The 18,163-nt window shown below is 43.8% G+C and carries 19 protein-coding genes and 1 rRNA gene; 7 read left to right on the top strand and 13 right to left on the bottom strand.

All coding sequences use genetic code 11. From position 1 onward, the window contains the following. Positions 1-156 precede the first annotated feature (156 nt). Positions 157-1,718: ribosomal RNA gene (locus R8389_RS01895) — 16S ribosomal RNA — on the bottom strand. A gap of 409 nt (positions 1,719-2,127) precedes the next feature. Between R8389_RS01895 and R8389_RS01890 the strand changes: the two genes are divergently transcribed. Together R8389_RS01890 and R8389_RS01885 are read left to right on the top strand one after the other, a co-directional pair. Further along, entirely contained in the window at positions 2,128-3,066 is a 939-nt protein-coding gene (locus R8389_RS01890; RefSeq protein WP_317638227.1) for an NAD(P)/FAD-dependent oxidoreductase, read from the top strand. 9 nt (positions 3,067-3,075) lie between these two features. Then, positions 3,076-3,726 carry a VTT domain-containing protein gene (locus tag R8389_RS01885; protein WP_317637820.1) on the top strand — a complete coding sequence of 217 codons (651 nt, stop codon included), beginning with the start codon at positions 3,076-3,078 and terminating at the stop codon, positions 3,724-3,726. A gap of 12 nt (positions 3,727-3,738) precedes the next feature. Here R8389_RS01885 and R8389_RS01880 read toward each other — a convergent pair whose 3' ends face one another. From R8389_RS01880 to R8389_RS01860, 5 genes are read right to left on the bottom strand one after another with little or no spacing between them, the layout of a single operon-like run. After that, complete coding sequence (locus R8389_RS01880; protein WP_317637819.1) at positions 3,739-4,347, bottom strand: TIGR01906 family membrane protein; 609 nt, start codon at positions 4,345-4,347, stop codon at positions 3,739-3,741. Further along, complete coding sequence (locus R8389_RS01875; RefSeq protein WP_317637818.1) at positions 4,344-5,120, bottom strand: TIGR01457 family HAD-type hydrolase; 777 nt, start codon at positions 5,118-5,120, stop codon at positions 4,344-4,346. Before R8389_RS01875 ends, R8389_RS01880 begins: the two co-directional genes overlap by 4 nt. Further along, on the bottom strand, positions 5,121-5,669 hold the full coding sequence (locus R8389_RS01870) for a YutD family protein (protein WP_317637817.1): 549 nt from the start codon (positions 5,667-5,669) through the stop codon (positions 5,121-5,123). After that, entirely contained in the window at positions 5,644-7,044 is a 1,401-nt protein-coding gene (locus R8389_RS01865) for a bifunctional metallophosphatase/5'-nucleotidase (RefSeq protein ID WP_317637816.1), read from the bottom strand. Before R8389_RS01865 ends, R8389_RS01870 begins: the two co-directional genes overlap by 26 nt. A gap of 13 nt (positions 7,045-7,057) precedes the next feature. Next, positions 7,058-7,390, bottom strand: coding sequence for a hypothetical protein (locus R8389_RS01860; protein ID WP_317637815.1), 333 nt, complete (start codon positions 7,388-7,390; stop codon positions 7,058-7,060). Positions 7,391-7,474: 84 nt separating this feature from the next. On the opposite strand from R8389_RS01860, the gene R8389_RS01855 reads away from it, so the two are divergent. Continuing rightward, a complete protein-coding gene (locus tag R8389_RS01855; protein ID WP_317637814.1) occupies positions 7,475-8,860 on the top strand; it encodes a glycerophosphodiester phosphodiesterase in 1,386 nt (461 codons plus the stop codon). A gap of 31 nt (positions 8,861-8,891) precedes the next feature. Here the strand turns inward: R8389_RS01855 and R8389_RS01850 are convergent, their stop codons facing one another. Beyond that, complete coding sequence (locus tag R8389_RS01850; protein WP_317637813.1) at positions 8,892-9,893, bottom strand: substrate-binding domain-containing protein; 1,002 nt, start codon at positions 9,891-9,893, stop codon at positions 8,892-8,894. Positions 9,894-10,042: 149 nt separating this feature from the next. Between R8389_RS01850 and R8389_RS01845 the strand changes: the two genes are divergently transcribed. Beyond that, positions 10,043-11,149 carry an aminopeptidase P family protein gene (locus R8389_RS01845; protein ID WP_317637812.1) on the top strand — a complete coding sequence of 369 codons (1,107 nt, stop codon included), beginning with the start codon at positions 10,043-10,045 and terminating at the stop codon, positions 11,147-11,149. A gap of 76 nt (positions 11,150-11,225) precedes the next feature. Here the strand turns inward: R8389_RS01845 and R8389_RS01840 are convergent, their stop codons facing one another. Beyond that, positions 11,226-11,585 carry a DUF1269 domain-containing family protein gene (locus tag R8389_RS01840; RefSeq protein WP_317637811.1) on the bottom strand — a complete coding sequence of 120 codons (360 nt, stop codon included), beginning with the start codon at positions 11,583-11,585 and terminating at the stop codon, positions 11,226-11,228. An 18-nt stretch (positions 11,586-11,603) separates the two neighbouring features. Next, positions 11,604-12,029 carry a DUF948 domain-containing protein gene (locus tag R8389_RS01835; RefSeq protein ID WP_317637810.1) on the bottom strand — a complete coding sequence of 142 codons (426 nt, stop codon included), beginning with the start codon at positions 12,027-12,029 and terminating at the stop codon, positions 11,604-11,606. Positions 12,030-12,140: 111 nt separating this feature from the next. On the opposite strand from R8389_RS01835, the gene R8389_RS01830 reads away from it, so the two are divergent. After that, on the top strand, positions 12,141-12,953 hold the full coding sequence (locus R8389_RS01830) for a mechanosensitive ion channel family protein (protein WP_317637809.1): 813 nt from the start codon (positions 12,141-12,143) through the stop codon (positions 12,951-12,953). A gap of 32 nt (positions 12,954-12,985) precedes the next feature. On the opposite strand, the gene R8389_RS01825 is transcribed toward R8389_RS01830, so the two are convergent. Then, entirely contained in the window at positions 12,986-13,645 is a 660-nt protein-coding gene (locus R8389_RS01825) for an XTP/dITP diphosphatase (RefSeq protein ID WP_317637808.1), read from the bottom strand. Then, a complete protein-coding gene (gene murI, locus R8389_RS01820) occupies positions 13,614-14,402 on the bottom strand; it encodes a glutamate racemase (RefSeq protein WP_425604665.1) in 789 nt (262 codons plus the stop codon). The genes R8389_RS01825 and murI overlap by 32 nt, the downstream gene beginning before the upstream one ends. Before the next feature lie 79 nt (positions 14,403-14,481). On the opposite strand from murI, the gene R8389_RS01815 reads away from it, so the two are divergent. Continuing rightward, on the top strand, positions 14,482-14,889 hold the full coding sequence (locus R8389_RS01815) for a YslB family protein (RefSeq protein WP_317637806.1): 408 nt from the start codon (positions 14,482-14,484) through the stop codon (positions 14,887-14,889). A gap of 78 nt (positions 14,890-14,967) precedes the next feature. Further along, the gene (mscL, locus tag R8389_RS01810) at positions 14,968-15,342 is read left to right on the top strand and encodes a large-conductance mechanosensitive channel protein MscL (RefSeq protein WP_317637805.1); all 375 of its coding nucleotides are present in this window, start codon (positions 14,968-14,970) and stop codon (positions 15,340-15,342) included. Positions 15,343-15,376: 34 nt separating this feature from the next. On the opposite strand, the gene trxA is transcribed toward mscL, so the two are convergent. Next, the gene (gene trxA / locus R8389_RS01805; RefSeq protein WP_317637804.1) at positions 15,377-15,688 is read right to left on the bottom strand and encodes a thioredoxin; all 312 of its coding nucleotides are present in this window, start codon (positions 15,686-15,688) and stop codon (positions 15,377-15,379) included. Positions 15,689-15,775: 87 nt separating this feature from the next. Beyond that, positions 15,776-18,124 carry an endonuclease MutS2 gene (locus R8389_RS01800; protein ID WP_317637803.1) on the bottom strand — a complete coding sequence of 783 codons (2,349 nt, stop codon included), beginning with the start codon at positions 18,122-18,124 and terminating at the stop codon, positions 15,776-15,778. Positions 18,125-18,163: the final 39 nt, after the last annotated feature.

Here is an 18,163-nt window from a genome sequence, read left to right as displayed (position 1 = left end):
TTGATTGTTTCTCGGTTTTTTCTTGGATTATATTCAGTTTTCAATGTACTAACTCTTTGAGGTACTACCCTCAAAACTAAACAATGTTTACAAAGTGTGCTTCCTGCTCCTAGGCTTCTTTTAGTATTCCTACTCTCCACCTATTTGCTTCCTTAGAAAGGAGGTGATCCAGCCGCAGGTTCTCCTACGGCTACCTTGTTACGACTTCACCCTAATCATCTGTCCTACCTTAGACGGCTGACTCCTTTGCAGGTTATCCTACCGGCTTTGGGTATTACAAACTCTCATGGTGTGACGGGCGGTGTGTACAAGGCCCGGGAACGTATTCACCGCGGCATGCTGATCCGCGATTACTAGCGATTCCAGCTTCATGCACTCGAGTTGCAGAGTGCAATCCGAACTGAGATTAGCTTTAAGAGATTCGCTTGCCTTCACAGGCTTGCTCCTCGTTGTACTAACCATTGTAGCACGTGTGTAGCCCAGGTCATAAGGGGCATGATGACTTGACGTCGTCCCCACCTTCCTCCGGTTTGTCACCGGCAGTCTCATTAGAGTGCCCAACTTAATGCTGGCAACTAATAATAAGGGTTGCGCTCGTTGCGGGACTTAACCCAACATCTCACGACACGAGCTGACGACAGCCATGCACCACCTGTCTTCCTGTCCCCGAAGGGAACATCTAATCTCTTAGACTTGCAGGAGATGTCAAGACCTGGTAAGGTTCTTCGCGTTGCTTCGAATTAAACCACATGCTCCACCGCTTGTGCGGGCCCCCGTCAATTCCTTTGAGTTTTAACCTTGCGGTCGTACTCCCCAGGCGGAGTGCTTAATGCGTTAGCTGCAGCACTGAGAGGCGGAAACCTCCCAACACTTAGCACTCATCGTTTACGGCATGGACTACCAGGGTATCTAATCCTGTTCGCTACCCATGCTTTCGAACCTCAGCGTCAGTTACAGACCAGAGAGCCGCCTTCGCCACTGGTGTTCTTCCATATATCTACGCATTCCACCGCTACACATGGAGTTCCACTCTCCTCTTCTGCACTCAAGAAATACAGTTTCAGCTGACTTTCCTCGGTTAAGCCGAGGGCTTTCACAGCTGACTTGTCTTCCCGCCTGCGTTCGCTTTACGCCCAATAAATCCGGACAACGCTTGCCACCTACGTATTACCGCGGCTGCTGGCACGTAGTTAGCCGTGACTTTCTGGTTGATTACCGTCAAACATGAATCAGTTACTATTCACGTCCTTCTTCACCAACAACAGAGCTTTACGATCCGAAAACCTTCTTCACTCACGCGGCGTTGCTCCATCAGACTTGCGTCCATTGTGGAAGATTCCCTACTGCTGCCTCCCGTAGGAGTTTGGGCCGTGTCTCAGTCCCAATGTGGCCGTTCAGTCTCTCAACTCGGCTATGCATCATCGCCTTGGTAAGCCGTTACCTTACCAACTAGCTAATGCACCGTGGGCCCATCCTCTAGTGACAGCTTACGCCGCCTTTTATAGCTTGAGCATGCGCTCTTACTTCTTATTTGGTATTAGCACCTGTTTCCAAGTGGTATCCCAAGCTAGAGGGCAGGTTGCCCACGTATTACTCACCCATCCGCCGCTCGTTCCACTGTTTCCGTCCGAAGACTTCTACTGCTTCACTCGCTCGACTTGCATGTATTAGGCACGCCGCCAGCGTTCGTCCTGAGCCAGGATCAAACTCTCATTTTTACATTCGGTTTGATGTTTGCTCATTTGTTTTCCAAGATGTTAATCTTGGATTTATTTGCTTGCGAAATTGACTTCGCTCTTTTGTTTTGGGTTTTTATAACCCGCACACTTTGCGAAAACATTGTTCAGTTTTCAAGGTACTACTTCCCTGTTTCTTGCAAAACAGCTTTCTTATCTTACCTAACCGGTTGCTCTTTGTCAACTCTTTTAGTTGGGCTTTTGTTCGTCGCCTGGCTCTGCGCTATACTGCTTCTTGCCCTGACGACAGTTATTAATACTAGCAACTATTTTTCCCTTTTGCAAGCTTTTTTTGCAAATTATTAAAGTGACTAAGACATTTTTTCATGCTAAAGTTGTTAACATCAACGTTTAGAAGGGAGTTTTTAAAATTAAAAAATTTGATGTAGCAATTATCGGCGCTGGGCCAGTTGGTCTTTTTAGCGCTAACTTTGCTCACTTACATGGTCTCAAAACAGTTACTTTTGACTCATTAAAGGAGGTCGGGGGACAACCTAAATTTCTTTATCCTTTTAAAAAAATCTTTGATATTCCTGTTTTTGACCAGATTAGCGGTGCCCACTTAGTGGAACAATTAAAAACAGCGACTACGGATAAAACCACTTTTGTTCTTGATCATCGTGTATCTTCCATTCAGAAGCAGGATAGCGGCTTCATTGTTGACGATGAATTTTGGGTAAAAAGTATTATTATTGCCACGGGAACTGGCTCTTTTGCGCCCAAGAAGTTTCCCTTGCAGCTAGATACCGGGGCAGCCGCAAGGATACATTATTTTATTAAGAATCCGCAAGAATTTGCCAATCAGACTATTGGCGTTTTTGGTGGCGGTGACTCCGCCCTTGACTGGGCACTCGAACTTGCCGAGCAGACGGGGACCCAGGTTGGACTAATTCATCGCCGAAATGAGTTTAGGGGACTCGAATCGAGTGCACAACGACTACAAAATTTAAAAAATGTTGAAGTTCTGACTCCCTACCTTCCTAAATCAATTGCAATCAGGAATAATCAACTTGATGTTGGGCTCAAGCTGGTGGGCAGTACGGAACTTATCCACAAGCACTTTGACCAAATTATTGTTGCGTACGGTTTTCGCTCTAATAATAGCTTTGTCAAAAAATGGGGCGTTAATATCAGCAATAGTCAAATTGCAGTTACTAGCGAGATGAAAACCAGCGTTCCGGGCATCTATGCCATTGGCGACGCTGTTACTTATCCTGGTCGCGTTCCCGTAATTGGCCTCGGCTTTGGTGAAGCGCAAATTGCGGTTACTGCAATTATGCGCTCCTTATTTCCCGAAAAAACTTTGACTATTCACTCAACCAGTATTTAGGAGAACTTTATGGCAATCATCAACTTTATTCTGCACATTGATCATCACTTGATTGAACTAGTCAACCAGTTTGGTGGCTGGACCTACTTGATTATTTTTGGCATTATTTTTATTGAAACAGGTTTGGTTATTTTCCCTTTTTTACCGGGAGATTCGCTAATCTTTGCAGCTAGCTCGATGGCGGTCAATCCTAAATACAACTTAAACATTTGGCTGATCTACTTAGCAGTCATCCTGGCAGCAGTCTTAGGCGACGCCTGCAACTATGAAATCGGGGCCTACTCTGTTCAATCTGGAAGTAAACATCCCTGGTTCAACAAGTTAATCAATCAAAAAAACCGCCACGCGGCCGAACAGTTTTTCGACCGTCATGGCCCCATCACAATTGTCATCGGACGCTTTATCCCCTTCATTCGAACTTTTGTCCCCTTCGTTTCCGGCGGTAGCAAGATGAACTATGGTAAATTTGCGTTTTACAACGTGGTGGGAGGAATCATCTGGAGTGGCCTCTTCACGATTATCGGCGCCTTTTTCGGCAACATCCCTTTTGTCAAAGACCACTTCTCAATACTTATCCTGGCCATCATCTTAATTTCTGTTCTGCCGATTATGGCCATCGCGCTTAAAAAGCGCTGGTCCCAAAAAAAGGAGCTCCACTAGCGAGCTCCTTTTTTAGCGTTGTAATAATTTTTCAGCAAAATACAGTTCATAAATAATGCCAGCAACTGCAAAACATGATGCAAAAAAGCCTTCGGTCAGTACATTAATCACGGGATCAGTCAGCGGATCAAACAACCAAGTATTGCTACCAGCAAAAAACAAATGATGGAAATTCACAAAGAACTGGTCAAAATTGGTTAAGGCAAACGGCAGGACAACTACCGGTAACAACAAAAACAAGAGCGACCAGACTTTGTTTAGTTTAAGGGCCCGGCGCTTTTTTCTTTTGCAGTAAACGAGAATTGCTAGACAACAGATAAAAGCAATGATGGCCAACACAAACAGCTTTTTTACAGCGGCAAAGTGCTCTGCTGCAAGCGGTGAAGTCCGAAAGTTACTCATCCTTAGCTGGCGATCAAAGGGCCAGATTAAATACCATAATAACTGGTCATAGTTGTGCATCACCTGACCAATTGATAAATTAACTGTCTTATTGGTTTTTTGGACAATCACAAAAACTAATAGCAGTGGCCAACTAGCAACTAGTGCACCCACTACGCTACTGGTAACTGCAAAGACAAAGTGGTAAATGATGGTTAAAAGGTGGTTTTTTTGATTCATAATTCTACTTCGTCCAAACTATCGACTATCATTGTTGGTTGAATTTGCCCGACGAGATCAGCCGCCCTGGTAACACCCGTTGTTACTAGGAGTTGGTCAACCTGGCTATTAATGCCCGCCATTATATCGGTTTGGTAATTGTCCCCTACAATAAGTGCATCCTGCTGCAGACAATGCTTTTGAGCCAACACTTTAGTGATGATGATTGACGACGGCTTCCCAATAAAAAGCGGTTCTTGCCCACTGGCAGCAGCAATCATTGCACATTGAGCACCATTCCCTGGAAGAAGTCCAGCATCAGTGGGTAGATTCAAATCCGCATTGGTGCCAATAAAGGTAGCACCATTTCTAATTGCGGTCGTAGCCAGCTGAATCTTGTGGTAGGTCAGATCGGTATCCATCCCAACTACCACATAATCTGGACTTTGCTCATCGATGACAAATTCGGGCCATTGCAAAAATTCGTGCCACAGACCAATCTGACCAATCAGATAGACACCAATCCTTGCATCACGAGTCCTTGCCTGTTCCTTAAGATAGCTAATTGTTGCCAAATTAGGAGTATATATATGGTCTGGATCAGTTTTAATACCATGAAGGGCCAGCTTATCCACAACCATCTGGCGCGTCCGCGTTGTGTTATTGGTCAAAAACAAGTAGTCCTTGCCTGCTTGTTCAAGTCGGTGAACAAAACGCACCCCAGCTGCAATAGTCTCCTTGCCCCGGTATATTGTTCCATCAAGATCGACTAAAAATAACCGATAGTCCTTCACTTAGTTGCTGTCCCTTCTTTTTCTGATAATAAAGTTGTGGTGGTTACCCGGCTGCTTTTTTATTTGCGTAGGACGCACTCGCCGAACGGCTTTTAAGCTGTTATTTGCCCTTTTACTTGGTTGACCTGTTCTAATTTTTTTGCGTTTACTAGACCGATAATGGTGGACTGGACTTAACAGTTGCAAAATAAAGTAGGGGCTGCCGGGATTGCAATACTCAATTAGGTAGTCCGCAATGGTCTGTTTCTTACGATCAATTGCCGCCTGTACATTATCTTGAAAAAAGCCCTTTAAGCGTAAATGTTCACTTGAAATATCGCCAACTAAAAAGTCATACTGGTTGAGGTAGGGATCATATTTTTGCCGCAGGCTGTCTAGGTCCAGGGCATCCTGTTTGTTAACCAAAACCTGGTATACCTGCTGGTTGATTTTTAAAGTTGCCTCATCCAGCACCACTTTAGCTTGCGGATGCCGCAAAGGCTGCTTTTGAGCAAACTTATTTTCTTTATCGGAATTAGGGCTGTCAGTTTGCTGATGGTTTTCCGTCATGATTTTCACTTCCTTGATAGGGATATTTTTGGGCTAAATAATTTCCGACTACTTCCCGCAAAAATTGCGGGAATAAGAACTTGTTGTTCCCCACAATTGCCAGAGTTGGAAAGAAAGGTACCAGAACATAATGATCCAGTACTGCAATTTGATATTCCTGCTGCGGGTCTACTTCCTTTCCATTAACAAAGACCACCCGACTAACTGGATCAAACTTGATTTGGCGGTAATACATCTGTCCAAAAATCTTGCCCCGAAAACTCATCCCTTGCAAGTGGAAATGATCCAAATAGTGCCGGTTCTTCTCGATTTCCATTACCAGGCGCCACAAGTCACTGCCCTGCAAAGTTGACCTAACAACGTGCATTGAATGCGGCAAAGCTCGTTGCAAGTCATACTTAGTTAAAACACCTTTTTTAAATGGTGTCAAAAACAAGCCGGAACTAAGCATGGCCAAGTCAGTACCAGCAAAAGCGGCAATCGCATCTAACGAAACCTGAATAGCTGCTTCGCAATTGTCTTCATATTTTTCTGGCAAATTTGCCACTTTTGTCCGCGTCAAAATTTCTTTACCACATTTACGGAAACCTAGAATAGTTTCTTCATCGCCAGTTTGTGCTTTCATCAAACTAGTCGGCTCAACGTGGGGACTAATTCGCTCCACCTGATGGTTATCATTAAGTTGGAGGTAAGTATTACCAACATAGTTGCCCCACTTGCCCGTCTGCACAATCCAAACACCATTCACCTGCTTGCCCTGCTTCAACAGGTCATGGCTGTGGCCACCAACAATGAGATTAATTTGCGGATAATTCTGGGCTAAAAAGCAGTCCATGTTCAGACCTACATGGGTCAATAAAATCAAGACATCATAGTGGCCTGCGAGTTCCGGCAAGACCTCGTCCATTGTTTCTTTGAGCATTTTAACCTGCCAGTGATTTGGCTGATATGATAGCGGATAGGCCGCAGTTAGTCCAATTAAAGCAATCCTGGTACCCTTTTTGGTTTTAATGATTTTTTGAGTAGTCGCCCAATGCGGCATACTACCATCTTCTTCGCGCAAGTTGGCTAAAACAACTGGAAACTGGGCATGATCAAACAGGTGCTCAACCACCTCATGTGAATTTGAGATACCCTCATTGTTCCCAATGGTGATCGCATCGTAATGAAAAGCATTCATCAATTTAATATTGGCCTGACCAAAGGTAGCATCAGTTAAAGGATGCGACCGATCCATGAAGTCACCTGCATCAAACGTTAAAACCTCGTCGACCGTCTGATCCTGTTGAGCTTCATGTAAGTAACGACCTATTTTGAGAAAGTGTTCAAAGTGTGAATGTAGATCATTTGTGTGCAAAATGCGAATTTTTTCCATTGTTTATTACTTTCTAGCCAATTTGATTTGCTTTTAAAACCGTATTGTAGGCATCCAAAATTTTTCCTTTTGGCTTGGCCCATTCAACCCAGGTGGGATTTTGCCAGTCAGATTCAGCAGTCAGCGTTGCTAATTCATAGCTTTGATTAATGTATTTTTCATATGTAATTAGAGCCCGGGTACGCGGAATATTTAACTGCAAAATCCGGACATTTTTGATCAAATGATGATCAACTGCCAGTTCAGCAATTCCGTTTTGGTCAATATTGGCAATTTCAAAGTACTTACTACCGTCGTTACGGGTGATTTCTTCAATTAAATCTAGTTCTTCATATTGTTGTTTCATTAGTTATCCCTGCATAAAATTAAACTGTGATATATAGCAAAAAAAATGCAACCATGCTATTGTATTAACGATAGAGGTGTACACATGAAACGTCAAAGCCAAATACTTACGGCTCTTTTCTTTAGCATAATCTTTCTAACCGGTAGCGGTTTTACCGTAGTTGGCCACCGCGGTGATCCTAGCAAGTATCCTGAAGAAACGATTCAAAGCGATGACTCTGCCTTTAAGTCCGGTGCGGACTATGTTGAACTCGACCTCCACTTATCTTCAGACGGTGTGTTAGTCGTTTCGCATGATGATGACTTGTTTCGAGTTACTCATACACATGCAATTGTATCACAAAATAGCTGGCAGACACTCAGCCAACTGACCTACGATAACGGCGAACATGTAATGACTTTGGACCAACTCTTCAAGCACTACCAAAATAATCCCCGAGCCAAGTTTATTTTAGAAACTAAAATTGACCACGCGCTTGACCCCTCCTACGAACTTGAGGATCAAATAGCTGCAACCATTGCCAAATACCATATGGAAAAGCGCGTTAGGATTCACTCATTCTCAGCAGCCAGCCTATTTTACTTCCGCCGCATCATGCCAGATGCTTACTTAATTCTAATTGTTGGTAGCCTGAAGCGCATTAACTTCAGTAACTTACCCCAAGTTAATGCGGTCAACGTTTCATCTGACCTGATTTTGAACCATTCCTGGCTGATTCACTGGCTACATTTACTCGGTAAAGAGGTCTTTGTCTGGACCGAGATGGATGAGTCCCCTTCTTTATGGAACTGGTTAATTAATAAAAATATTGACGGCGTCGTGACTAACTTTCCCAGTACCGGCTTTAAATACAAGCTGGCCAAAGAGGGGACCGAGAAGTATGACATTCACCGCAGCGGCATCTACTTTGGCAAACGGCGCACAGCAACCACAATGAATCCTTATGTTCGGGTTAAGCAGAAAAGATTTGTTAATCCCGGACAAAAACTTGACGTGATGTATGGCGTTAGGGCTCACAACCAGCTTTACTACCAAATTGCTAACCAAACCTTTATTTCTGCTGAATTTGTCAACTTAGATTTAAAGCCGCAAGATATTGCGCCATACCGGGACAAACAAATCATTGCTAAACCGCAAAAAAGCGTAGCAATCTACCGCTATCCCGAAAATCAATTCAAGACTAGCAAAAAGTTGCCCGCTAATACACTCTTTAAAATTCAAAACTTTAACGGTAGTCCCCAGAGCATGTGGTTGTACACTTCGCTTGGTTGGGTTAAGGCAAGCGACATCCTGTTTTACGGCTTCTTTGACCAGGCAAGTTGGCAAACTTACCGCTTACTGCCCCGCATGGAACGTTATACTAACGTTGCACTGACTCCCTATCAGCCCCTTCAGGCAGCTCAAGTGCGGTCATGGGCCAAATTGTTCAAGGTTACCACTGCTATCACCAGCAAAAAAGCGGTTCACTAAAGTGAGCCGCTTTTTAATCAGCGTTAACTACCTATTCATTTGAAGTACTCTGCTTCTTTAATAACTCATACGGTAGTTCAATTTGCATATCAGTAATTTCCTCATTGTTCATCAACTTAGTCAACATCCGCATTGCGACTGCGCCGATGTCATAAAGTGGTTGACGAATTGCTGTCAATGCCGGACGAACAACTGAAGCAATCTGCGTAGCACTAGTTGTAATGATTTCAAGATCTTCTGGAACCTTTTTACCAGCATCCATAGCAGAATTCAAAATACCAACTGCCGTAATATCACTTGTCACCACTACACCATCAATACCGTCTTGGGCAAGCTGGGTGTATAAGTTGTAGCCATCAGAATGATCCTTAATATGGCTATAAATGTGACCTTCACCCAAGTTGTGTTCTTGCATGAACTTTTTGTAGGTCGGTATCCTATTCTCAGCGTTAACCACAGTTTCTGGATCTCCCAAAACCATTGCCAAGTTTTGCTTACCATCATTATAAAGCAAGTTCAACGCCTCGGTGTCTGCCTTCTTGTAGTCGATGGCTACAGTGGGGAACTCCTGGTGGTTATCCTTAGTTCCGGCTAAGACAACCGGTGTATCGCTTCGTTTAAAAGCCTGGACCGCTTCTTCCGGTAGACTATCAGACATATAGATCATCCCGTCTACCTGTTTATTAAGCAAGCCCTGAATTGCCTGATCTTCGCGCATCAGGCGATTTTCAATGCTGGTGATAATAATATTGTACTTATATAGCAAAGCAATATCATCAATCCCCTTGGATAATTCCGCAAAGTAAAGATTGGTCAGGTCAGGCACAATCAGCCCCACGGTAGTCGTTCGTTTAGAGGCAAGCCCCTGCGCCACTGCATTTGGTTGATAATGCAGGCGGTTAATCACCTTCATTACCCGATCGCGGGTATCTTTCCGCACATTAGTATTGCCGTTAACAACCCGTGAAACTGTGGCCATTGAGACCTTGGCCTCACGAGCAACATCATAAATCGTAATATCTTGTTTACGCATCCCTGTTTCCCCTATCTAAAAATACTAGTATAAAATTTATCATTCTTTTTAAAAAAGTGCAAACGTTTACAGCTATTCTTTCATTTTTTAAAAGAAAGAACATGATATACTTGACTAAATTAAATAGCTAATAAAGAAAGGAAAAGTAAATGAACTTAACTAAATTACAAGAATGGCTGCAAAGTACTGGCAATGATCTAGCCTATATTTCTGACCCTACAACCATTGCTTATTTCACCGGTTACGAAATGGAGCCGCATGAACGAATCTTCAGTCTCCTTGTCTTTAAGGAGCAAGAGCCCTTTGTTTTTGTACCTGCATTGAATGTTGAAGAGGCCAAGAATTCTGCCTGGAACGGTAATGTCTACGGCTACCTTGATTCAGAAGATCCATGGGCTATTATTGCCGACAAAATCAAGGGTAAGACTACTGCCTACCAAAAATGGGCCTTAGAAAAAAACAATCTTTCCGTAGCCCACTACCAGTTTTTGCATAAGCAATTCCCAGATGCTAACTTTGACGGTGACGTTTCAGGGTTCATCGCCAAGATCCGCTTATTTAAGACTCCGCAAGAAATCAAGGAGTTACAGGCAGCGGGACAAGAAGCAGACTTTGCTTTCCAGGTTGGTTTCGACACCATTAAAACCGGAGTTAGTGAACGCTACATCGCTGGGCAAATTGAATATCAACTAAAAGTGCAAAAGGGCGTTATGAACGTCAGTTTTGAGACAATTGTTCAAACCGGTGCTAACGCTGCTAACCCACATCTGGGCCCCACTATGAACCAGGTTAAACCTAACCAGCTCGTCTTATTTGACCTTGGCACCATGCACAACGGCTACGCTTCAGATGCCAGTCGCACAGTTGCATATGGTGAACCAACAGCAAAGCAAAAAGAAATTTATGAAATTGATCGTGAAGCCCAACAAGCTGCAATTGATGCCGTCAAGCCTGGCATGACTGCGGCAGAAATTGACAGTGTAGCCCGTGACGTGATTACTAAAGCTGGCTACGGTCAATACTTTATCCACCGCCTCGGCCATGGTATTGGTAAAGAGGTGCATGAATATCCGTCAATTGTTCAGGGCAATGACCTAATTATTGAGGAAGGCATGTGCTTCTCAATTGAACCAGGGATCTATCTTCCCGGTGTAGCTGGCGTCAGGATTGAAGATTGTGGTGTCGTAGCCCAAGATGGTTACCACCCATTCACCCACACTGGGAAAGAGCTGAAAGTTTTACCCTTACGGGACTAATTGGGGCTTTAGCAAAAAAAGCACTAGCAGAAAAAATCTGTTAGTGCTTTTTAATTATCGTCTTATTTTCAGGTGCTTAGCGCTCAATTGGACCATTAAAGTCATGCGCATCTTCAGCATGGTGCAAATCAGCAACTGAATTTTCCGCGTGATCCTTTGGCCCCAAATCATCATCCTTAGAATTATCGATGACAATATCATCAAAATCCTTCAATTCGGAATCATCTTCAACACTCTTAGGGAATGAAGCAAGTTGGTTCTTCACAACTTCAGTACCATTGTCATATTTTTTCTTCAAGTCCTGAACAGTTTCATTGCTCTTAACTTTTTTCTTTAGATCATCGACTTGGTCATCAGTAACCAGGAGTGAGCCAGCCAAAAAACCTGCTGCACTACCGACAATTGTTCCTAATAAAAAACTTGTAACCTTTTTCATGAGATTGACTCCTTTTACTTAATCTTCACCCTTACGACGTTTACGTCGTGCAAACATTGATGCTAAAACTGAAGATACTACACCACTACGTTTTACATGAAAGTTGCTTACCCGCTTGGCCATCTTGCGCGAAGAGGCGTTAACATCGGAAACACTCTCACCTAAGTCCGCCGCTGCCTGCACAACGGGGTCTAAATTCTTCATCTTAACATTAACATCTGCCATTAAAACGTTGGTTTTATCCAGCAAATCACTGCTTTGGTGAAGCAATTCATCAACATCCTTTGAAATCTGTTGAATTGATTCATTAGCTTCTTTAATTGCCTTGTCTGCTTCTTTGGTTGCCTTGGCAACCCGAACTAACACTGGAATTGTGAAAAGCACCAAAATCAACAATGCAACAGCGGCAACTAGTCCTGCTATTGCACCATATGTAAGTTTCATCTTCTACCTCCAATTTTACACCTAAAAAAAGTCTAGCATGAAAAGACGTTAATCTCAATCTATATGTGATAATTTGCTATAGTTAATATGCATATGTGAAAGGTGGACCTCATGAAAAAAACATTTCAATTAAACCAACAAGCTTTAAAGTTTAACTGGGATCAGTTAGGTACTCAAGCCCTAACTATTTTGTGGCAGTTGGTAATTTCAAGTATTGTCTTTTACCTAATCGACCACTTTGGCAAAAAAATCATTAACCATTATCTGCAAAGCAGTAAGCGGCCCCAGAACAAACGCACGGAAACTGTGACTTCGCTGATTAATAGTATTTTTGAATATACCGTGATTTTCTTTTACTTGTTTGCAGTTTTGTCGATTCTCGGCATTCCGGTTGGAACACTCCTTGCTAGTGCTGGGATTTTTTCTTTAGCTTTGGGAATGGGCGCCCAGGGTTTCGTTAGTGACCTGGTCAATGGCTTCTTTATCCTGAGCGAAGACCAGTTTGATGTTGGCGACATTGTTGAAATTAACAATCAAACTGGAACTGTGGTCCAGTTAGGACTCAGAACGACCAGGCTAAAAGCATCAGATGGTTCAATCATCTACATTCCCAACCGTAACATTTCGATTGTGCAAAATTTGGCACACGGCGGAATGGGCGTCGATCTTACGCTGCAACTCAAGCTTGATACCGACTTTAAGCAGGTGCGTACGTTAATTAAACAAGTTAACCACAGCATGACCAATAGTCGCTTGCTGGTCCAACCGCCCAACATTGTCGGCATTACCTCGCAAACTGCACAGACAGTCACTTATGTGATTCATTTTCAGGTAAAGCCCGGTAGTGAGCAAGAGGTGCAAGACCAATATTTGACCGCTTACCTTAAAATATTACAGGACAATCAGATCGCGCTAGCCCAATAAAAAGGGTTGAGCCCCACCGGGCTCAACCCTTTTTAGTTAAACTGTTCAAGCCATCCGGGCAAAAGGGCAATCAACTTAGCAATTGCCCGGCCGCGGTGAGACAAACTGTTTTTTTCGGCCAATGTCATTTGCGCAAAAGTTTTACCTTTTTCTGGAACATAAAATAAAGGATCGTAGCCAAAGCCATCCTCACCGCGTGGGGCAACTAGAATCTGGCCTAGGCACTGGCCGGTCACCACCAAGTCACGCTCAAACGCACCTGGCATGGAAACTACCATCGTCGTATTGAAGCTGGCAGTTCGCTGCTCGGCTGGCACCCCACCTAATTCGGCCAACAATTTGGCATTGTTCTTGCGGTCATTGTGCTCTTCACCCGCAAATCGAGCAGAGCGCACTCCGGGAGCCCCATCAAGCGCATCAACCATTAGCCCAGAGTCATCCGCAATCGTCAGCATCTGACTAAAATCGGCCAAAGCGTGGGCTTTCAGCTTGGCGTTAGCTTCAAAGCTGCGCCCATATTCCTCCACTAAGGGCGGATTAACCAAATCAGCATTGGTTTTTACTTTTGCCTTAATTCCACCACGGGTGAAGGCCTGGGTCACTTCCCTAACCTTGCCCGGGTTCGTTGTCGCAAATAAAATTTCCACCGTGCTACTCCTTTTACCGCTGCTGGGCCGCAAAGTCAGGCTCATGCAAAATCAGGCGCCCCAGTTGGTCAACCAAGGGGCTGGCTTTGGTCGTATAATATTCATGCTGGCCTAGACCCGGTCTACCACTTAGTAGCTGCTTGCGCTGCATTAGCTCATAAGCCGTTTGAGCAACTTGGGCAGCCGGATCAACTACTTGTACACCTGGGCCCACATAATTCACAAATTTGTCCTGGACAATTGGATAATGCGTACAACCCAAAACTAGAGTATCAAACGCTTGAGCTTGAATCGGTAATAGTGTTGCGGCGATCGCTCGCTCAATACTAGCCTGGTCTGCATTTTTTTCAATTAGCGGCACCAACTGGGGGGCCGCTAATTCGGTCACTTCGACCTGAGGATCTCGCCTGGTAAGTTCTTGGCGGTAAGCATGCTCTTTCACCGTCATTGGCGTCGCCACCACCGCAACCCGCTTATTCTGACTTACCTTTAGTGCAGCTTGCGCACCGGCCTGAACGACGCCAATAAGAGGCAACGTAACCTGTTTTTGAATTTTCGGCAAGGCTACTGCAGTAGCTGTATTGCAGGCAAAAATAATTAACTTGACGTTTTTACTTAATAAAAATTTAACACTTTCCCCGGTTAGGTCGGTGATTTCATTTTCTGACTTGTTACCATAAGGAATATGGGCATTGTCACCGACAAATACGGTTGATTCATGCGGCATTTGGGCAATAACTTGTTTAACTACGGTTAAACCGCCAACACCTGAATCAAGAAGACCAATTGGTCGATTATCCATCATCCAAATCTCCTTAAAAACTTTTTCCTTCCATCAATTTTACGGTAAAATAAAGAAAAATAAAAGGGATGAATTCTTTATGCAAGACAGTAACCAGCAAAATGAACACGTGTATTTTGTCAATCAATTATACCGTGACTTTTTATTACCAACCATTTTGGGCCAAGACAATGATGAAATTCTCTATTGGGCGGGTAAACGCGTGGCCCAAAAATACGCTCTCGCTTCATTTGAAGATGTCGCCAGCTTTTTTGCGACAGCAGAATTTGGCACATTAACCCAAGTTAAGGAACACCGTGCTGAGTTTGTTTTTGAACTAAGTGGACAAAACGTGGCGGACCGCTTAAATAGTAATTGTAATGAGTTCTCACTTGAAGCGGGCATTATTGCTGCAGCGCTCCAGGCGGAAACTAACCGGATTACCGAGTGCGAGATCAAGGTAGACCAGCGTAAGCAGAGAGTCCGAATAACGGCCCAGCTTGATTGATTTTCGATCGATTAAGTATATTAATTGAATTTTACGCCATTCTTGCAATATGATTAGAGTAAGAATGGAGGAAGTAAAATGCTAAAAGAATTCAAAAAATTTATTCAACGGGGTAATGTGATCGATTTGGCAGTCGGGGTAATTATTGGTGGCGCCTTTACCAATATAGTTAATTCGATGGTCAAAAATCTGATCAATCCACTGCTCGGCTTGTTTATTGGCCGTATCGACCTCTCAAACTTAGTTCTCAAGATTGGCGGTGCAACCTTTAAATATGGTGAATTCATCAATGCCGTCATCAACTTTTTAATTATTGCCCTGATTGTCTTCTTACTCGTTAAGGCCGTCAACCAGCTTACTAAACAAAACGAAAAACCAGCAAAACCGGCAGGTCCAACCTCCGCAGACTACTTGAAAGAGATTCGTGATCTCCTACAAGAAAAGACTAAATAAAAAAAGCTCCCCTGCTTGCAGGGGGCTTTTTAGTTTAATCAGTATATTGACTAAGAATCTGATCCAATTTAGGCTTGGGCGTGTAACCAGTAATACGGTCAACGATTTCGCCATTTTTCTGGATGACTAAAGTTGGAATAGCCATAATACCTAACGAACTAGGAATTTCCTTGTTCTGATCAACATCCATCTTAGTGAACTTAACATCCTGACGTTCCTCAGCTAGCTGGTCAACAACCGGTGACTGCATTTTGCACGGACCACACCAAGTTGCCCAAAAATCGGTTAAAACGACGCCATCTTTAGTTTCACTCTCAAAGTTCTGATCTGTAAGTTCCTCAACCATGAATATACCTCCTGCAAAAAAATAAGAATCTTTTATTGATAACTTTAATTATAACAAGCAAACTTACTTTTTACAAGTGAGCAGTTTCTACCGCAAATGCACAATGGTTGCACCATTGCCACCCTCGTTAGCTGGCGCATAATTATAACTAGCGACATGACTGTTGGCAGCTAAATACTGCCAGACTCCTGTTCTAATCGCCCCTGTGCCAATACCATGGATAATCGTAACCACATCAAGACCAGCCAGCAAAACAGTGTCAAGATAGCGATCAAGATTGGTCATGGCCTCCTCATACCGCTGACCGCGTAAGTCGAGCTCGCTTTTGGCACTACTGCGCCGGTTTGCGCTTACTGCCCGCACTGGTTTTGACTGCTTTACGGCCTTGTTGACCACCTTTTCGACATCACGATCGCTGACCTTAACCTTGACAATGCCCATCTGAACCTCATATTGATGGTCAGACAACTTCTTAGTAATACTGCCATTCTGCCCGTATGACAATACTTTAACCTGATCGCCCACTTGCACGTGGTGACGTCGCTTTTCACGCTGCAAAACCTTGTTATGGGCTAGGTGTTCATTTTGCCGCTCTAACTGGTTCAACTCCCCTTTGGCAGCAATAAGTTCATTTTCTTTAACATTGCCTTTTTGCTGCTCAAGTTGCGCAATGATTTTTTCTGCTTTTTTGCGACTTTTAGCCACTACTTCATTGGCCCGTTCTTGGGCAAACTCCAACTGTTTTTGCACTCTTTGGTTATACCAATCCAACGCCTGCGTTAATTTTTGCTCTAAGTTGCGACTACGGTCAAGACTTGCTTGTAAATGATTACGTGCGTCAGTTGCCGCCTTGGTCTGCTTAGTTAATTGCACAATCATCTGATTGATGTCAACATTTTCATCCGACATCAAGCCCTCAGCGCCCTTGACCACATCTTCTCGCATACCTAGCCTACGGGCAATTGCAAAAGCGTTACTGTGCCCTGGAATCCCGATCTGTAAGCGGTAGGTCGGTGACAATGTCTTGAGGTCAAATTCCATTGAGGCATTCGTTGCCCTGGTGCGATTGTAGCCGTATAACTTTAATTCTGGATAGTGCGTTGTCACAATAATCTTGGCCCGCTTCTTCCGTAAGAAGTCAAGAATACTGATGGCCAGACTAGCTCCCTCTTCCGGATCAGTCCCGGCACCAATTTCATCAATCAAAACTAGCGTCTGATCATCAACCTTTTTCATAATATCGATAATGCTGTTAATATGAGAGGAAAAAGTACTCAGTGACTGCTCAATAGATTGTTCATCACCAATATCGGCACAAATTTCTTTAAAAACGCCCGCCTTACTGCCTTCTGCTACTGGAATAAAGAGACCTGACTGCACCATCAATTGCAACAGACCGACCGTTTTAAGGGTAATGGTCTTACCACCAGTATTGGGACCTGTAATCAGAATCGTGTCAAAGTCTTTACCCAAACTAATATCATTGGCCACAACTTGATCTTCTGCTAATAAAGGATGCCGCGCCTGCATGAACTGCAGCGAAAAATCAGTCGTCAACTTAGGTTCCGTTGCCTTCATCGTTTCTGCTAGGCGCGCTTTGGCCTGCAAAAAATCCAATTTTCCTAAAGCGGCTGCAATTATATCTAAAGTATCAACTTCCTCGCGCGCTTGGTTTGAGAGTTGGTGTAAAATACGCTGTATCTCTCTACGCTCTTCTGCCAGTAAGTTTTGTTGGTGGTTATTTAGGTTGACTACTGCACTAGGTTCAACGAAAAGCGTCTGTCCACTGGCACTTTGGTCGTGCACGACCCCACCAAACTTGCCCCGATATTCTTGCTTTACTGGGATAACATAGCGCTCATCACGGATAGTCACGATTTGCTCAGATAGGTATTTACTACTGCCCCTGACATAATCATCCATGCGTTTTTTGATTTCTTCATCATTGTACTTTAGGTCGCGGCGCAAACGTGTCAAGTCACTCGACGCCGTATCGAGTAGCTCACCGTCAAAGTCTAGCGACTTTTTAAGCGCCTGCCGCAGCTCCACTGGAACCGTTAAATCAGTCAAAATATCGGCAATCGAGGAAAGGTCCAGCTCTTCCTCCGCAAAATCGCTTAAAAAGTCATTAACCTCACTGGCCAAAGTCAGCACAAGCAGCACATTGCCCAGCTCTTTGGCATTTAGATCAGCCTTAATGCGTAGTCTTTTGGTGCTTGGTGCCACATCGGCAAAATTAGTTAATGGCAGCTGCCCCTTTATCCGTAGCAAGTTGGCACTAGTTAGTGTCTGCTTGAGGTCCCGACTTACTTGGTCAAAGTCGCTACTTGGCTGCAACTGATCAGCCTGCTGTTTTGCCGGTACAGTTATTGCCAATTGCTGCAGTTTAGCGGTAATCTTGGCAAATTCTAAAGTATCTAATATTTTTTTGTTCATGCTTCAATATTTTCTCTATTAATAAAAAAGGCTGGCTAA

This window comes from Lactobacillus xylocopicola (assembly GCF_033096005.1).
In the GTDB taxonomy this organism is placed as follows: domain Bacteria; phylum Bacillota; class Bacilli; order Lactobacillales; family Lactobacillaceae; genus Lactobacillus; species Lactobacillus xylocopicola.
The sequence above is the reverse complement of the archived record's forward strand: the minus strand, read 5'-3'. Positions and strand labels throughout refer to the sequence as shown.

What these genes read in the sequence shown, in the direction of transcription:
- R8389_RS01830 (WP_317637809.1), top strand. Translation starts at nt 12,141, where the DNA reads ATGAAAAAAACATTTCAATTAAACCAACAAGCTTTAAAGTTTAACTGG.
- R8389_RS01860 (WP_317637815.1), bottom strand. Translation starts at nt 7,390, where the DNA reads ATGAAACAACAATATGAAGAACTAGATTTAATTGAAGAAATCACCCGT.
- mscL (WP_317637805.1), top strand. Translation starts at nt 14,968, where the DNA reads ATGCTAAAAGAATTCAAAAAATTTATTCAACGGGGTAATGTGATCGAT.
- R8389_RS01835 (WP_317637810.1), bottom strand. Translation starts at nt 12,029, where the DNA reads ATGAAACTTACATATGGTGCAATAGCAGGACTAGTTGCCGCTGTTGCA.
- R8389_RS01800 (WP_317637803.1), bottom strand. Translation starts at nt 18,124, where the DNA reads ATGAACAAAAAAATATTAGATACTTTAGAATTTGCCAAGATTACCGCT.
- R8389_RS01865 (WP_317637816.1), bottom strand. Translation starts at nt 7,044, where the DNA reads ATGGAAAAAATTCGCATTTTGCACACAAATGATCTACATTCACACTTT.
- R8389_RS01855 (WP_317637814.1), top strand. Translation starts at nt 7,475, where the DNA reads ATGAAACGTCAAAGCCAAATACTTACGGCTCTTTTCTTTAGCATAATC.
- R8389_RS01880 (WP_317637819.1), bottom strand. Translation starts at nt 4,347, where the DNA reads ATGAATCAAAAAAACCACCTTTTAACCATCATTTACCACTTTGTCTTT.
- R8389_RS01840 (WP_317637811.1), bottom strand. Translation starts at nt 11,585, where the DNA reads ATGAAAAAGGTTACAAGTTTTTTATTAGGAACAATTGTCGGTAGTGCA.
- R8389_RS01850 (WP_317637813.1), bottom strand. Translation starts at nt 9,893, where the DNA reads ATGCGTAAACAAGATATTACGATTTATGATGTTGCTCGTGAGGCCAAG.
- trxA (WP_317637804.1), bottom strand. Translation starts at nt 15,688, where the DNA reads ATGGTTGAGGAACTTACAGATCAGAACTTTGAGAGTGAAACTAAAGAT.
- R8389_RS01870 (WP_317637817.1), bottom strand. Translation starts at nt 5,669, where the DNA reads ATGACGGAAAACCATCAGCAAACTGACAGCCCTAATTCCGATAAAGAA.
- R8389_RS01885 (WP_317637820.1), top strand. Translation starts at nt 3,076, where the DNA reads ATGGCAATCATCAACTTTATTCTGCACATTGATCATCACTTGATTGAA.
- R8389_RS01815 (WP_317637806.1), top strand. Translation starts at nt 14,482, where the DNA reads ATGCAAGACAGTAACCAGCAAAATGAACACGTGTATTTTGTCAATCAA.
- R8389_RS01825 (WP_317637808.1), bottom strand. Translation starts at nt 13,645, where the DNA reads ATGAGCCTGACTTTGCGGCCCAGCAGCGGTAAAAGGAGTAGCACGGTG.
- murI (WP_425604665.1), bottom strand. Translation starts at nt 14,402, where the DNA reads ATGGATAATCGACCAATTGGTCTTCTTGATTCAGGTGTTGGCGGTTTA.
- R8389_RS01845 (WP_317637812.1), top strand. Translation starts at nt 10,043, where the DNA reads ATGAACTTAACTAAATTACAAGAATGGCTGCAAAGTACTGGCAATGAT.